12 protein-coding genes are annotated in these 15,295 nt (G+C 64.3%); 3 read left to right on the top strand and 9 right to left on the bottom strand.

The annotated features are described in order from the left end of the window. Positions 1-22: 22 nt before the first annotated feature. The 5 genes from BMZ10_RS06595 to kdpF form a co-directional block, all read right to left on the bottom strand. Positions 23-2,680, bottom strand: coding sequence for a sensor histidine kinase (locus BMZ10_RS06595; RefSeq protein ID WP_093459195.1), 2,658 nt, complete (start codon positions 2,678-2,680; stop codon positions 23-25). A 185-nt stretch (positions 2,681-2,865) separates the two neighbouring features. After that, positions 2,866-3,432 carry a potassium-transporting ATPase subunit KdpC gene (kdpC, locus tag BMZ10_RS06600; RefSeq protein ID WP_093460093.1) on the bottom strand — a complete coding sequence of 189 codons (567 nt, stop codon included), beginning with the start codon at positions 3,430-3,432 and terminating at the stop codon, positions 2,866-2,868. A gap of 63 nt (positions 3,433-3,495) precedes the next feature. Further along, positions 3,496-5,565, bottom strand: a complete 2,070-nt coding sequence (gene kdpB, locus BMZ10_RS06605; RefSeq protein ID WP_177182055.1) for a potassium-transporting ATPase subunit KdpB — start codon at positions 5,563-5,565, stop codon at positions 3,496-3,498. Between the two features lie 9 nt (positions 5,566-5,574). Beyond that, positions 5,575-7,269, bottom strand: coding sequence for a potassium-transporting ATPase subunit KdpA (kdpA, locus tag BMZ10_RS06610; protein WP_093459196.1), 1,695 nt, complete (start codon positions 7,267-7,269; stop codon positions 5,575-5,577). A gap of 5 nt (positions 7,270-7,274) precedes the next feature. Continuing rightward, complete coding sequence (gene kdpF / locus BMZ10_RS06615) at positions 7,275-7,370, bottom strand: K(+)-transporting ATPase subunit F (protein WP_037009437.1); 96 nt, start codon at positions 7,368-7,370, stop codon at positions 7,275-7,277. Between the two features lie 1,089 nt (positions 7,371-8,459). Between kdpF and BMZ10_RS06620 the strand changes: the two genes are divergently transcribed. The 3 genes from BMZ10_RS06620 (at position 8,460) to xopAW (ending at position 11,304) form a co-directional block, all read left to right on the top strand. Then, positions 8,460-9,212, top strand: coding sequence for a response regulator (locus BMZ10_RS06620; RefSeq protein WP_093459197.1), 753 nt, complete (start codon positions 8,460-8,462; stop codon positions 9,210-9,212). Continuing rightward, positions 9,209-10,285 carry a sensor histidine kinase gene (locus tag BMZ10_RS06625; protein WP_093459198.1) on the top strand — a complete coding sequence of 359 codons (1,077 nt, stop codon included), beginning with the start codon at positions 9,209-9,211 and terminating at the stop codon, positions 10,283-10,285. Before BMZ10_RS06620 ends, BMZ10_RS06625 begins: the two co-directional genes overlap by 4 nt. 158 nt (positions 10,286-10,443) lie before the next feature. Continuing rightward, entirely contained in the window at positions 10,444-11,304 is an 861-nt protein-coding gene (gene xopAW / locus BMZ10_RS06630) for an EF-hand domain-containing protein (RefSeq protein WP_093459199.1), read from the top strand. Positions 11,305-11,360: 56 nt separating this feature from the next. Here the strand turns inward: xopAW and BMZ10_RS06635 are convergent, their stop codons facing one another. The 4 genes from BMZ10_RS06635 to BMZ10_RS06650 form a co-directional block, all read right to left on the bottom strand. Next, a complete protein-coding gene (locus tag BMZ10_RS06635) occupies positions 11,361-12,413 on the bottom strand; it encodes an AI-2E family transporter (protein WP_093459200.1) in 1,053 nt (350 codons plus the stop codon). Positions 12,414-12,504: 91 nt separating this feature from the next. After that, entirely contained in the window at positions 12,505-13,329 is an 825-nt protein-coding gene (locus BMZ10_RS06640) for a DUF4892 domain-containing protein (RefSeq protein WP_371265929.1), read from the bottom strand. A 150-nt stretch (positions 13,330-13,479) separates the two neighbouring features. Then, complete coding sequence (locus BMZ10_RS06645) at positions 13,480-14,334, bottom strand: alpha/beta fold hydrolase (RefSeq protein WP_093459202.1); 855 nt, start codon at positions 14,332-14,334, stop codon at positions 13,480-13,482. Beyond that, the gene (locus tag BMZ10_RS06650; RefSeq protein ID WP_093459203.1) at positions 14,331-15,164 is read right to left on the bottom strand and encodes an alpha/beta fold hydrolase; all 834 of its coding nucleotides are present in this window, start codon (positions 15,162-15,164) and stop codon (positions 14,331-14,333) included. Before BMZ10_RS06650 ends, BMZ10_RS06645 begins: the two co-directional genes overlap by 4 nt. Between the last annotated feature and the right edge of the window lie 131 nt (positions 15,165-15,295).

Below are 15,295 nucleotides of genomic sequence, written 5' to 3' on the forward strand. Positions count from 1 at the left end.
CAGCAGCGTACCCGGCAAACGATCAGACCGCCTGCTCGATTTCAGCCTGAGGCTGCGCCTGCAGCGGCAAATGCAGGCTGATGCACGTGCCGCGGCCTTCGATGCCGTCCGCGACACTGATGCGTCCGCCATGGGCGCCGACCATGCCCTGACAGATCGCCAGCCCGAGCCCTGTGCCCTGCCCGCCCCGGTCGCCGCGTGCAGCGGTGTAAAACATGTCGAAAATCTTCGCCCGCTCGTCTTCGGGAATGCCCGGCCCTTCGTCGCTGACGGCGAACACCAGTTCGTCGGCCTCGACCCGCACGGCCATCTGCAGGCGACCGTGAACCGGCGAAAAGCGTGCGGCATTTTCCAGCACGTTGATCAGCGCCTGCTCGATCAGCGCGGCATGCACATAGAGCAGCGGCAGCTCAAGCGGCACATCGGTCTCGATGTGCAGCGGCGCCAGCACCGCGCGCAGTCGATTCAGCGCACTGCCGACGATGTCTCCGGGCGATACCCAGTCGCGCGCCAGCTTCAATGCGCCGTGGCCCAGGCGGGTCATGTCCAGCAGGTTCTGAATGTAACGATCCAGCCGCTCGGCCTCGTCGCGCGTGCCCTCGAGCAACTCGCGCCGGTCTTCCAGCGGGATCGCTTCACCCAATGCCAACAGGCTGTCGATGCTGCCGCGCATGGCCGTCAACGGGGTGCGCAGGTCGTGTGACACCGAAGCCAGCAACGCGCTGCGCAGCTGTTCGGTTTCGCCGTGCAGACGCGCGGCCTCCAGATCCTGCGCCAGGCGTGCCCGCGCCAGCGCCTGCCCGAGCGGCTGACTGAGTGCGCCCAGCAGGCGCCGACGCTGGGGGCTGAAGCTCTGCCCGTCTCGCGGCCTGACGCCGAGCAGCGCCAAGGGTGCATCGTCGACCCACAATGGCAGCCACCACCAATTGCCCGACGGCAGCGTGCCGGTGCCCCGACCTGCCGGCTGGCCGTGCTGCCAGGCCCAGTCGGCGGCCGCGCGCTCGGACCCGGAAAACTCCAGCGAGCCCCCGACTTCGATTTTCCAGCCCTGCTGACCATCGCGGTCCAGCACGCAGATCTGCAATTCGCGCCAGTCGGCCAGATGGTGCTCCGCCGCGCTGAGCACTGCCTGACGATCGGTGGCGGCGGTCAGGCGCTTGGACAGGTCAAGCAGCTCGCTGGTCTCTTCCTGAGTGTCGCGCAACGCCTGCAGCTGACGCCGCTGGCGAGCGGCGAGATTGCCGGTCAGCGCCGCCATCAACAGGAAAAACAACAGCGTCAGCACGTCTTCTTCGCGCTGGATGCTCAAGGAAAAGTTGGGCGGTATGAACAGAAAGTCATAGGCCAGAAACGACAGCACCGAGCAGACCATCGCAGGGCCCACGCTGCTGCGCACCGCCACCAGCAGCACGGCCGCGAGAAACACCAGCGAGATATTCGGCAGCGCGAGGACGCTGGACACCGCCCATGCCAGCGCACTGGCCCCCACCGTGGCCAGCACGGCCAGCAGATAATCGAACCAGACGAGTGGGTGCGGTGAAGCCGAGCGGGCCTGATCGGGCCGCGCTTCGCTGTCGAGCACGTTAATCTCAAGGCCGTGGGCGTTGCGCAGCAGTCGCGAGGCCAGGCCGCCACCGAACAGCCGACGGCGCAGCAACGGCCGCGACTGACCGACCAGCACCAGACTGGCGCGGCGCTCAGCGGCATGCTGGATGAGAGCTTTCGCCACCTCGGGCGCACGCAGCACCACGACTTCTCCGCCCAGCCGCTCGGCGAGCTGCTGCGCACTCTGCAGGCGAGCGCGTGCCAGTTCGTCGAAGAAGCGGCCGTTGTCGACGTGCACCAGACTCCACGGCAGGTGCCGCCGCTGAGCGACCCGGCTGGCGTGGCGCACCAGTCGGTCGGCCTGATCGTCGCCGTCGATGCCCACCAGCAAACGGCCTCGCACCGCAGGCGCGGCCTGCCCCATCTGGCGATAGCCCAGCGCAAGATCGTTGTCCACCTGAGCGGCCGCCGTCTGCATCGCCAGCTCGCGCAACGCCGTCAGATTGGTCTGGGTGAAAAACGCGTCGATGGCCGCCCTCGCCTGCTCGGGCACGTAGACCTTGCCATCGCGCAGACGCTCCAGCAGTTCGCGCGGCGGCAGGTCGATCAGCACCAGTTCGTAGGCTTCCTGCAGCACCCAGTCGGGCAGCGTTTCGCGCACCTGCACGCCGGTGATGCCGCGAACCTGATCGTTGAGGCTTTCCAGATGCTGCACATTGACCGTGGTGTAAACGTCAATGCCGGCCGACAACAGCTCCTGAATGTCCTGCCAGCGCTTGGCGTGTCGGCTGCCGGGGGCGTTGGTGTGCGCCAGTTCGTCGACCAGCACCAGTTTGGGCCGGGCCAGCAGCAGGCCGTCCAGGTCCATTTCTTCGAGCATCACGCCGCGGTATTCGCTACGCAGCATCGGCTGCTGAGGCAGGCCGACGAGCAAGGACTCGGTTTCGGCGCGGCCGTGGGTTTCGACCACGCCCACGCGCAGCACCACGCCCTGGCGCAGTTGCGTGTGGGCGGCCTGGAGCATGGCGTAGGTCTTGCCCACGCCCGGCGCTGCGCCCAGGAACACTTTCAACCGGCCCCGGTCGTCCCGGGGCAGATCGGCCAGCAAAGCGTCCGCGCGGCTGTTTGAGTTCACGAAGATAATCCTGTTGCGTTGTCGCGATTCAAAGTGTGCTTCCCGGTGCCTGACAAAAAATAAATGGTGGCAGCGAGCTTGATCGCGAAGAGGCCAGTGCATTCAGCAAAAAATGTGTCGCCTGAACCTTAGTCTTCGCGAGCAAGCTCGCTGCCACTGGCTGCCTTGTACAGTGACTCTGCCAATCAATTCACGACTTTGCCAGACGTCAATGCTTCCAGGCTCTGGTTCAGCGCCAGCACATTGACCACGGGCGGGCCGATCAGCGGGTTGTAGGTGTTGGCCGCGATGAGCTTGTGCACCGAATCGCCTGGCAGATGACGCGCCGCCGCAATCCGCGCCACCTGATAATCCGCCGCCTCTGGTGACAGGTGCGGGTCCAGACCGCTGCCGGAGGTGGTCAGCAGGTTCAGCGGCACCGGGCCCTGGTTATCGACCTTCTGCTTCGCTGCCTCGTCGCCGATGCGTGTCGCCAGCGCCGGGTTGCTTGGCGACAGGTTGCTCGCCCCGCTCGCGACGGTGGCATAAGCGCCGGCGGACGGACGCGGATGAAACCATTGTTCGCCGCTGAAATCCTGCGCAATCAGCTCCGAGCCCCGGACTTTGTCCTGATCGTCGTACACCAGGCTGCCGTTGGCCTGCTCCGGGAAAGCCACTTGCGCAACACCGGTGACCATCAGCGGATAAGCCACGCCGGTGATCAGGGTCATCAGAACGATCAGGCTCACGGCCGGACGCAATACACTGGACATCATTCATTCCTCATTCGAAAAAGGTGACTGCGGGCATGGGCCGCCCGCAGTGCAGGCAGTCGGTCAAACCAGATGCAACGCCGTCAGCAGCAGGTCGATGGCTTTGATCCCCACGAACGGCACGACGATCCCGCCCAGCCCGTAGACCAGCAGGTTGCGTCGCAGAAGGTGCGCCGCGCTGGCCGCCTGCACGCGCACGCCACGCAGTGCCAGTGGAATCAGCACCACGATGATCAACGCGTTGAAGACGATCGCCGAGAGAATCGCGCTCTGCGGGCTGGCCAGGTGCATGATGTTGAGCACACCCAGTTGCGGATAGATGGCCGCGAACAGCGCCGGCAGGATCGCGAAGTATTTCGCCACGTCGTTGGCAATCGAGAACGTGGTCAGCGCGCCGCGGGTAACCAGCAACTCCTTGCCGATCTGCACCACGTCGAGCAGCTTGGTCGGATCGCTGTCCAGATCCACCATATTCGCCGCTTCGCGTGCAGCCTGAGTGCCATCGTTCATCGCCATGCCGACGTCAGCCTGGGCCAGTGCGGGGGCGTCGTTGGCGCCGTCGCCGCACATCGCCACCAGACGGCCGTCGTTCTGTTCCTGACGAATGCGCTCGAGTTTCTTCTCCGGCGTGGCCTCGGCGATGACGTCGTCGACGCCCGCTTCGGCAGCAATCGCAGCAGCGGTCAGCGGGTTATCGCCCGTCACCATCACCGTGCGGATCCCCAACTTGCGCAACTCGTCGAACCGCTCGCGAATCCCCGGCTTGACCACGTCCTTGAGATGAACGGCGCCCAACAGCTTGCCGTCGCCGCACACCAGCAGCGGCGTGCCACCGGTCTTGGCGATCTTGTCGATCTCGCGGGACAGGGTCAGCGGCAGATCGGCGCGGTCGCGGCCGAGGAACTTGAGCAGTGAATCGACCGCCCCCTTGCGGTACACGCGGCCATCGTAGTCGATGCCGGACAGGCGCGTTTCGGCGCTGAACGGCACCGCCGTCACCTGACCGGGCGATGGCTCGTTCATCGGGTGCAGCGCGCGCAGGTATTCGACGATCGACTTGCCTTCGGCGGTGTCGTCGGCCAGCGAGGCCAGCAATGTGCCTTCGGCCAGCTCCTTGGCGCTCACGCCGGGCGCGGCATAGACCGCGGCGCAGCGACGGTTGCCGAACGTGATGGTGCCGGTCTTGTCCAGCAGCAGCACATGGACGTCGCCCGCGGCCTCCACCGCGCGGCCGGATTTGGCGATGACGTTCAGGCGCACCAGACGGTCCATGCCTGCAATGCCGATCGCCGACAGCAGCCCGCCGATGGTGGTCGGAATCAGCGTGACCAGCAGCGCCACCAGAAACACCAGCGGCAGGCTGCCGCCGGCAAAGTGGGCGAACGGCTGGAGGGTGACGACCACCAGCAGGAAAATCAGGGTCAGGCCGATAAGCAGGATGTCCAGCGCCACCTCGTTGGGGGTTTTCTGGCGCTTGGCGCCTTCAACCAGCGCGATCATGCGGTCCAGCGTCGACTCGCCGGGATTGGCGCTGATCCGCACCAGCAACCAGTCGGACACCAGCCGGGTATTGCCGGTGACCGCCGAGCGGTCGCCGCCGGACTCGCGGATCACCGGCGCGGATTCACCCGTGATCGCGGCTTCGTTGACCGCTGCGATGCCTTCGATGACCTCGCCGTCACCGGGAATCAACTCCCCCGCTTCGACGCGCACCACGTCACCCTTGCGCAACGTGCTGGCGTTGACCATCAGAAAGCCGCCCGTCGCGCCTTTGAGTCGAGCCTTGAGGCCGTCCGTTCCGGCTTTCAGGCTGTCGGCGCGGGCCTTGCCGCGCCCTTCAGCCAAGGCTTCGGCGAAGTTGGCGAACAGCACGGTAAACCACAGCCAGACCGCAATCTGCACAGCGACGAAGGTCGGCACGGCCGGATTGGGGATCAGGCACAGAATCGTGGTGAGGATGGCGGTCAGTTCGACCACCAGCATGACCGGTGCGCGTTGCAGCTGACGGGGGTCGAGCTTGACGAACGCCTGAATCAACGCCGGGCGCCAGAGGTCACCGAACCCGGTCTTGACCGGCTCGGCCGCGGCCGGCGCGTGCACAGTGTTTTTGGTCACAGGAGCTTGCATATTCATGATCAATCCTCAGAAGCCCAGGCTCAGATGTTCGGCAATCGGTCCTAACGCCAGCGTCGGCAGGAACGTCAGGCCGCCCACCAACAGAATCGTCACGGTCAGCAACGTGACGAACAGCGGGCCATGGGTGGGAAAGCTGTTGAGCCCCAGCGGCGCGGTCTTCTTCGCCCCCAGACTGCCCGCCAGCGCCAGCACCGGCAGGATGTAGCCGAAGCGGCCAATGAACATCGACAGGCTCAGCATCAGGTTGTGGAACAGCGTGTTCGCACTGAAACCGCCGAATGCCGAGCCGTTGTTCGCGGTGGCCGAGGTGTAGGTGTAAAGCAGCTGGCTGAAGCCATGGGCGCCCGGGTTGCTCACCGAACCGGCAGGCCCTGGCAACGAGGCCGCCAGCGCGCCGAACACCAGCACGCCGACCGGCATCACGATCAGCGTCGCAACCAGTAATTTCACTTCGGTGGCCTGAAGTTTCTTGCCCAGGTATTCCGGGGTACGGCCAATCATCAGCCCGGCGAGGAACACGGCGATCAGCACGTTCAGCAACATCCCGTACAGGCCTGCGCCGACGCCACCGAAGATCACCTCGCCGACCATCATGTTGGCCAGCGCGATCATCCCGGTGAGCGGGTTGAGGCTGTCGTGCATGCCGTTGACCGACCCGTTGGACGCGGCAGTGGTGGTCGCTGCCCACAGTACGGTGGCGGTAGTGCCGAAGCGGGTTTCCTTGCCTTCCATCGGCGCGGCCTGCTCGACCGCCGCCAGGTTCAGCGCCGGGTTGGGCTGGTATTCGGCCCACAGCGCGGTCGCGCCGCCAATCAGGAACAGCACGAACATGCAGGCGACGATGGCGCGGCTCTGGCGCATGTCCTTGACGTAATGGCCGAACGTGAACACCAGGGCGACCGGAATCAGGATGATCGACACCAGTTCGAACAGGTTGCTCCAGGTGGTCGGGTTCTCGAACGGATGCGCCGAGTTGACGCCGAAGAACCCGCCGCCGTTGGTCCCCAGTTGCTTGATCGCGATCTGACTGGCGGCTGGGCCCAGAGGGATCGTCTGGTCAGCGCCTTGAAAGGTAACGGCGTCGACGTAATGGGCGAAGGTCTGCGGCACGCCCTGCGAGACCAGGAACAGCGCGAGGATGATGCACAGCGGCAGCAGGCCGTACAGCGTGGCGCGGGTCATGTCGGTCCAGAAATTGCCCAAATGCTGAGTCGAGCGTCGACCGATGCCGCGGCAGAATGCGACCAGCACGGCGATACCGGTGGCAGCGCTGACGAAGTTCTGCACGGTCAGGCCGGCCATCTGGCTCAGGTAGCTGAGCGATGCTTCGCCGCTGTAGCTCTGCCAGTTGGTGTTGGTGACGAAACTCATGGCGGTGTTGAACGCCAGCGACCACTCCATCCCTGGCAGGCCTTGGGGATTGAGCGGCAGTGCGCCCTGAAACAAGAGAATCGCGAACAGCACGACGAACCCTGCCAGGTTGAATGCCAGCAAGGCCAGGGTGTAAGTCTTCCAGTTATGCTCAACCGCGGGGTCGACGCCCGACAATCGATAGCAGATGCGCTCGACCGGCCCCAGCACCGGCGTGAGGAAGGTGCGCTGACCTTCCATGACGTTGTAATAGAACCGTCCAAGCATTGGCGCGGGCAGCAGCACCAGTGCGAAAAAAGCCAGAATCAGCAGATAGTCATAGCTGTGCATGGCCGTCACTCCTCGACCCGGCCGGCGCGCAGCAGCGCCACCAGCAAGTACACGAATAACCCTGCGGCCAACAGCAGAGACACCCCATCCAGAACGCTCATGAAAAACTCTCCGTCATACGGCGACTGCCGTGTGGAGGAATTGTCGTCATGAGGGGTGTAAAGGAACGAGATCGAGGCGTGGCATGCGGCATAAAGAAAGCGTAAAGACTGCCGATTTTGCTGGGCATCGAGGCTGGCTCAGCTGTAAAGAACCTGCTCGGCGGGCGCTGTCTGACGCCAAAACGGATTCGGCCCGCGCGAGGCACTTTTTCAGAGCCGGATGAGGGGCGTTCCGCCATCAACCGTAGAAGCGCGGCTTGCCCCGCGATCTGTGGAGTACCGGCAGCAAAACCTGTGCATGTCGAGTGTCAGACATAGCGCGGTGGCTGGTTTTACGACTGCTTCGCAGCCGATCGCGGGCAAGCCGCACTCCTACAGGGACCGGGGCGGCTGCTGACTTGTTTTTCCGACACGACGACCCCTTCGCCATCAACCGTTTTTTTGTATCCCCGCCCTGCCGCGCAGATGACTCACGCGGGAGTGGGAGCTAACGCTTAGTACGTCCAGCGTACCCCGCTGTCAGCTGTAGGAGCGCGGCTTGCCCCGCGATCTGCCGGGTACCGGCAGTAAACCTGTGCATGCGGAGTGTCAGACATTACGCGCTGGCTGGTCTTACGACTGCTGCGCAGCCGATCGCGGGCAAGCCGCACTCCTACAGGGGCCGGGGCGGCTGCTGACTTGTTTTTCCGACACGACGACCCCTTCGCCATCAACCGTTTTTTTGTATCCCCGCCCTGCCGCGCAGATGACTCACGCGGGAGTGGGAGCTAACGCTTAGTACGTCCAGCGTACCCCGCTGTCAGCTGTAGGAGCGCGGCTTGCCCCGCGATCTGCCGGGTACCGGCAGTAAACCTGTGCATGCGGAGTGTCAGACATTACGCGCTGGCTGGTCCTACGACTGCTGCGCAGCCGATCAAAAACGTCCAGAGAAGTCGCTGCCCCAACCACATGTACATTTCTTGATACATTCAGGACAATCCGCCGACACCTCGCTCCGTCACCCTTCCGCCCCGCTCGCCTGCGAAGTAGCATGGCAGCGTTGTTCTTCACTCGCGGCCTTTCCCGGCCGCATCACATGGCGGCAGCAACATGCAGACAACCCCCGACAGCAACACCGCCAACCCGCAGGCCGATGAGCGTCGCTGGAACACGCGTGCGCTGATTGTCGATGACGATGTGCCGATCCGGGAGTTGCTGTGCGATTACCTGGCGCGCTTCAACATTCAGAGCACCGGCGTGACCGACGGCAATGCAATGCGTCAGGCGCTGGCTGAAGAAACCTACGACGTGGTGGTGCTGGACTTGATGCTGCCCGGTGAAGACGGTCTTTCGCTGTGTCGCTGGCTGCGCAGTTCGTCGGATATTCCGATCCTGATGCTGACGGCCCGCTGCGAACCCACCGACCGTATCATCGGCCTGGAACTGGGCGCTGATGATTACATGGCCAAGCCGTTCGAGCCGCGTGAGCTGGTGGCGCGCATCCAGACCATTCTGCGCCGCGTGCGGGACGACCGCACTGAAGAACGTGCCACGCTGCGTTTCGACAATTGGCGGCTGAACAGCGTGCTTCGGCAGCTGACCGCTCCCGACGGTCTGGTCGTGCCGCTGTCCAACGCGGAGTTCCGCCTGCTGCGCGTGTTCCTCGAGCGTCCGCGTCGCGTGCTCAATCGCGAACAGCTCCTGGACGCCGCGCGGGGCCGCTCGATCGAAGCATTCGACCGCAGCATCGACCTGCTGGTCTCACGCCTGCGGCAGAAACTGGGTGACGACCCCAAATCCCCTCAACTGATCAAAACCGTACGTGGCGAAGGCTATATGTTCGACGCCAGGGAGATTGGTTGATCCGCTCTGCCGACACCCTCTTCGCGCGATTATTCGGTGGCGCGCTGCTGGCGATCATTCTGGCGCACCTCCTGGCATTCATGTGGTTCCGCCATTACGGTCCGCGGATGCCGCCCCCGCCGCCCCCCGCCGCACAGCAAGCTCAGGCTGCGCCTGACAGCGGCGCCCCAGGCCAGCCTTCCGGCAGATTCGACGCCTTGCGCCCGCCACCGGGCCGTCCTCCGTTTTTGGGTATTCCGCTGATTCCATTGATGTTCCAGTTGATCACGCTGGTCATCGCCGCGTGGTTCGGCGCCAAGGCCCTGAGTCGTCCGGTGCAGCGCATCAGCGAGGCGGCCGAGCGGCTGAGCGAGAACCTCGACAGCCCGCCGCTGGACATCAAGGGACCGCGAGAAGCGCGTCAGGCCGCGGCCACGTTCAACCTGATGCAGGAGCGCATTCGCGAGCAGGTGCAACAGCGCGGCCGCATGCTCGCCGCGGTCTCCCACGACTTGCGCACCCCCCTGGCCCGCCTGAAATTGCGCGTCGAGCAGATTGACGAGCCGAAATTGCACGGTCAGATGACGCAAGACCTGAACGACATGATCGGCATGCTCGACGCGACGCTGACCTACCTCAACGAACAGCGCACCAGCGAGGCGCTGCAATATTTCGACGTGCAGGCGCTGATCGAATCTTTGACCGAAAACGCTCAGGACAACGGCGATGATGTGCAGGCCAGCGGCACTTGCCGGCCGCTCAAGTCTCAGCCGATGGCGTTGCGCTCCTGCCTGCACAACCTGATCGACAACGCCCTGCGCTATGCCGGCCACGCCCGGGTGGAGATCGAAGACGCCAGCGACCGCCTGCAGGTGCGCGTCGTCGACCATGGCCCGGGTATTCCGGACCACCTGCGCGAAGCGGTGTTCGAACCCTTCTACCGCGTCGAGGGTTCACGCAACCGCAACTCCGGCGGCGTTGGAATCGGCATGACCATCGCCCGCGAAGCCGCCCGCAGAATGGGCGGCGACCTGCGCCTGGCAGAAACCCCTGGCGGCGGCCTCACCGCCGTGCTCGACCTGCCGCGCATCTGAATCGTCACCACGCTGGTGGGCGTAAACCCATGGCAACCACCCCCCTCCTCGCCGCGTAAGCCCCGCGTTACAAAGCTCACATACCCAGGACACGCGCCCCGTGGACGCTGCATCAGCCGGAGCACCCGGTTTTATCCATCTGATGGGGAGTCAGTCCGATGATCACAGGCATCAGCGGCAGCAGCAGTTATTCCAGCTATGTCAGTTCAGCCACCAGCAGCGCCAACAGCAAGAAGTTCGCTGAAGATCTCGTCAAGAAACTCGACGCCAACGGTGACGGCAGTATCGACAAGGACGAGTTGAGCTCGGCCCTGTCCTCGGATTCAAGCGATGGCATCACGGTCAGTCTGAGCAAGGCGTTCAGCGATCTGGACAGCGATGACGATGACAGCCTCGACGCAGACGAACTGGCGGCGATGGCGCCGCCACCTCCGCCGATGGCCATGGATGCCGCGTCCGCCTCCGATCAGGCGCAGGATCTGCTCAGCGCGCTGGACACCGACGGCGACGGCGCCGTCAGCAGCGATGAATTGACCGCCGCGCTCAGCAGCACCGACAGCAACGCCGATGGCACTCGGGTTTTCGATGCACTGGACACCAACGAGGACGGCACGGTCAGCCTTGAAGAGCTGACCGCCGGCCTGCAAGCCCAGCAGCCACCGCCACCCGCCAACGATGCAGGCGACCTGTTCAGCAGCCTGGACACCGATGGCGACGGCAGCATCACTGCCGCCGAACTCACCCGTGCGCTGCAGAACAATTCGAGCGCCGACGGCAGCAATTCGACCTCTTCCAGCGCCGGTGCCGTCGACTCGCTGTTCAGTGCGCTGGATGCCGACGGCAGCGGCGGCGTCAGCGCAGACGAACTGAGCGCAGCGCTCAAACCTGATGCCAGCCAGCAATCCACCGCCGCCACTCAGGCCAGCGAGGCACTGAACCGCATGGTCGCGGCCCTGAGCGACCGCTACAACCTCAACAGCAGCGCAACCGCAGGCAAATATCTGAGCACGTCGGCCTGATGCAAAAAACCGCCGCGGAACCTGTGTTCGGCGGCGGTTCTGTCAGTCATGAACCGTCACTTTGGCAACTGGCGCGCGCGGCTGTCGCCGACCCAGTCGAGCAGCAGACTGTACGCCACGGCCAGCAGTGTCGGGCCGATGAAAAGGCCGATAAAGCCGAACGCCAGTAACCCGCCAAACACCCCCAGCAGCACGATCACCAGCGGCAGATTGCCTCCGCGACTGATCAGATAAGGCTTGAGGACGTTGTCGACCCCACTGACGATGAACGTCCCCCACAGCCCGAGAAAGATCGCCATCCCGTAATCGCCTTTCCAGGCCAGCCATGCCGTCGCGGGAATCCAGATCAGCGGCGGGCCCATGGGCACCAGACTGAGCAGGAAGGTGCCGATCCCCAGCACCAGCGCCCCCGGAACACCGGCAATCAAGAAGCCGATCAGCGCCAGCACCGCCTGCGCAGCCGCGGTCCCGATCACGCCATTGACGACGCGTTGCACGGTCCCGGCGACCAGATCGAGGTAATACTGCGCGCGATCGCCGATCAGCCGCTCCAGCAGACTGAGGACGAACGCCGCCAGACGCGGCCCGTCGCGGTAGAAAAAGAACACGAAAACGATGCTCAGGGTCAGTTCGAGAATGCCGCCGCCGATCTGCGCACTGCGCGCCAGCAACCAGTTGCCGACCTGTCCCAGATAAGGCTTGACGCTGGCAAGCATCGCCGCGCCTTGCTGATCGATGGTCATCCAGTAACCCACCAGCCGTTCGCCCACCAGCGGAATACTGCCGAGCCAAGCGGGCGGATCCGGCAGCCCATCGACCTGCACGTCCTTGACGAACGCCGTCGCGTCGCGCACGTGATCCGCCAGATTGAACCCCAGCCACACCAGTGGTGCGGCGACCAGCAACATCCAGCCCAGCGTGAGGATGCCGGCAGCCAGGGATTCGCGGCCATTGAGCCAGCGGGTGAGCAATGGCATCAGCGGCCAGCTGGCAAATGCCAGCACGGCGCCCCAGAACAGCGCCGACCAGAACGGCGCCATCACCCACAGGCAGGCCCCCAGCAACGCCAGCAGCAGAATCTGCACCAACAGGCGATCGTTATTGAGCATGGTCATTCCGCAGAAGTGAATCGAAGTATTGAGCATAACGGCGAACCGGAGGGCTCGCCCGCTATTGAGCAAAATCAGCGCCCGGCAGGCGTCAGCGAATGACTTCCAGTGTCAGGCCCGGGCTTTCGTTGTCTTTGCTGCCAACCTCCAGTCGCGCCTTGCGCACGCCTTTATCCACCAATGCCTGAAGCCAGGCTTCGCGTTGCGCCCCGGAGAGCACGATGCGCAGGGTGCTGTCCAGATTCAAGCCTCTGGAGAGCAAGGTGAGCCATGGATCTTCGGGTGCTCCGGTCAGCATGGGCAAGTCCAGCTTGCCGGTGCTCTTGAGCTCCCGCAGCAGGGTCGCGGACGTGGGCAGCAACGTGCCCAGCGGCGCGCTGGCCTGCATCTGCTCGACATGCAGGTACGCGCGGCGATTGCCTCGGGTGATCCCATAGAGTGCAACCAGCGTGTCGTTTGCCGGCGCCGCCAGACGCAACAGCAGATAGGCCTGCTGATTGTCGGCGCCATACAGCTTGGCGTTGCCGAACACGTCGTTGGCCCACAGGCTGCTTTCGCCGCAATCACGCGCCTGACACCAGAACAGCAACTGCGCGCCTTGGCTCTGCAGCGCTTCACGGGCGGCGGTAAAGGCTTCGTCGGAGCTGTGCTCGCCGGGGAGTTGATAGGTGATCGCGGTCACACTGCCCCGGGCGGAAACCTGACCGTCGAAGCGCAACTGGCCGCTGATCTTGCGAATGGAGCCTGACGGGTAAATCCGCTCAAGTTCGGCGGCGGGACGATAATCGATGATTTCGGCATCGGTGAGGCGTGGCAGATTGGGCAAGTCCTGACTGCCGGGAACATCGGACGCCTGACTCAAACCGGTGTGACCGACGACGCAGAGCAGCAGGCCCAGCGCGGGAAGTAAACGCATGGGGGCTCTCATCGGCAGGGAATCGGGAGGCAAAGCAAGGCCGCAACGACGTGCGGCTTGGGAAGTGATGTGCGTGTGCGGCTTGGGCGGTGGTCCATCGTGCAGTCTCCTGTTTCTACACGCCCAGCGTCGGCAGTTGCAGGGCGCAAGTCAAGGAACGGCGAAGAACCGATTGAAACAGTCTGCAACAGAGCGCGCACCCGCTTCGTCGTTCAGGTGCAGATGATGCCCGCCCGGCAGTTGCGAGACCTGAAACGGCACGCTGGCCAGCAACGCTTTGTTCTGCGCCAGCATGCCCTCCTCGGCGACGATCAGTTGTGCAGGGCATTGCACCGCGTTGACGAACGACATCGCCTGCGCGCGCGTAAGACGAATCGGAGAGGCCAGGGTCAGGCGACTGTCGCTGCGCCAGGTGTACCCGCCGGGCACCGGCATCAGCCCGCGCTGCGCCAGCAACTCGGCCGCCTCGCGACTGACCGCGACGGCGCCTTTCATGCGCGCTTCGACGGCGCGGTCCATGTCCGCATACACCGGCTTGCGCTTGCCCGATTGCGCCAACTGTCCCTGCAGCGCGGTGCCCATCCGCTCAGCAGCGGACTCGGGCTCGCCCAGCGGGGGAATCAGCCCATCTATCAAGGCAAGGCGACGGACACGCTGCGGCATGGCGCCTGCCACGATCACCGAAACGATTGCGCCCAGCGAGTGGCCCAGCAGCGAGAACGTCCCCCAGCCCATCTGCGCCGCCACCTGCAACACATCGTGGGCGTAGTCCGGCAGGCCGTAACCGGCGCCAGCCGGGCGATGACCGGAATGGCCATGACCGGCCATGTCGACGGCAAGTATGCGCAATCCTTCAAGCCTGGGCGCCAGACGCGCGAAGCTGTTGGCGTTGTCGAGCCAGCCATGCAACGCGATCACCGGCTGGCCGTCCGGCGGCCCGAACAGGTGCGCCGCCAGTTCGATGTGCGGCAGGCTCAGACGTATTTCTTCAACCGAACAGGTCATGCGCGAGCCCGCTGAGGGGCCTGAACGTCATTGCCGGCTTGGGCCCTGGCCGTCCAGCGGGAAAACAGCTGCTTGAGCATTTGCGCGGTGTCCTCGGGGTGTTCAAGCGGAAACATGTGCCCGCCCGGCACCGAAAGATACTCGCCTTCGCGCATGCTTCTCACCGACAGCGCGTGATGGCGACGCACGACATCGCTGCGTACGCCGCGCACCATGGCCAGCGGCACCCGCAGATGGCGGGCCATGCCCGGACTGGTGTGCGGGACGCTGCGGTAGATGCTGATCTCAGTGGCCGGATCGAAGCGCAGTCGCAGTTGGCCGCCTTGCGCCTGCAGACCGTGCAGCAGATAGGCCTCGAAGCATTCCGGATCGAAGCGACGAAACAGGTTCTTGCCCGAAAAATATCGGCGGGCAGCGTCCAGATCGGCAAACACCTCACGACGCCCCAGCGTGCGCCCTGCCGGGGTGATGCGATCGATGAAACCGAAGCGCTTGGCGGCGCGAATCATCCACTGATCGAAGCGCGTCAGTACCGGCGAATCGAGCATGACGACGCCGCGGTACAGCTCCGGATGACGCAAGGCGGCGTGATAATGCAGCACGCCGCCCAGCGAATGGCCAACGCCCCACACCGGCTGCGGCTGTTCACGCAAATGATGGACGAGTTCATCGACCAGATTGGGCCAGTTGTCGGTGACCGGAAACCGCGGATCGTGGGCGTGCTGTTCCAGATGGATGACCTGAAAATCATCCCCCAGCGCTGCAAACAACTTGCCGTAGGTGGCGGAAGGAAAGCCATTGGCGTGAGCGAAAAACACAGTCTGGGTCATGCCGGCGCATCCATCGAAAGCAAACAGGCTGCAATTGTGCGCAGCGCCCCCTGTGCGCAGCAATGACCGGAACTGCCATCGATGATGACACTCCGGTCATTGACCGGATATATAAACTGCAACGTTCTGAT

The organism is Pseudomonas sp. NFR16 (assembly GCF_900108875.1).
Classification (GTDB): domain Bacteria; phylum Pseudomonadota; class Gammaproteobacteria; order Pseudomonadales; family Pseudomonadaceae; genus Aquipseudomonas.

Bases quoted from the DNA above. Each gene is read 5' to 3' on its own strand.
- kdpB (WP_177182055.1), bottom strand. From the start codon at position 5,565: ATGAATATGCAAGCTCCTGTGACCAAAAACACTGTGCACGCGCCGGCC.
- kdpA (WP_093459196.1), bottom strand. From the start codon at position 7,269: ATGCACAGCTATGACTATCTGCTGATTCTGGCTTTTTTCGCACTGGTG.
- BMZ10_RS06620 (WP_093459197.1), top strand. From the start codon at position 8,460: ATGCAGACAACCCCCGACAGCAACACCGCCAACCCGCAGGCCGATGAG.
- kdpC (WP_093460093.1), bottom strand. From the start codon at position 3,432: ATGTCCAGTGTATTGCGTCCGGCCGTGAGCCTGATCGTTCTGATGACC.
- BMZ10_RS06635 (WP_093459200.1), bottom strand. From the start codon at position 12,413: ATGCTCAATAACGATCGCCTGTTGGTGCAGATTCTGCTGCTGGCGTTG.
- BMZ10_RS06645 (WP_093459202.1), bottom strand. From the start codon at position 14,334: ATGACCTGTTCGGTTGAAGAAATACGTCTGAGCCTGCCGCACATCGAA.
- BMZ10_RS06650 (WP_093459203.1), bottom strand. From the start codon at position 15,164: ATGACCCAGACTGTGTTTTTCGCTCACGCCAATGGCTTTCCTTCCGCC.
- BMZ10_RS06640 (WP_371265929.1), bottom strand. From the start codon at position 13,329: ATGCGTTTACTTCCCGCGCTGGGCCTGCTGCTCTGCGTCGTCGGTCAC.
- xopAW (WP_093459199.1), top strand. From the start codon at position 10,444: ATGATCACAGGCATCAGCGGCAGCAGCAGTTATTCCAGCTATGTCAGT.
- kdpF (WP_037009437.1), bottom strand. From the start codon at position 7,370: ATGAGCGTTCTGGATGGGGTGTCTCTGCTGTTGGCCGCAGGGTTATTC.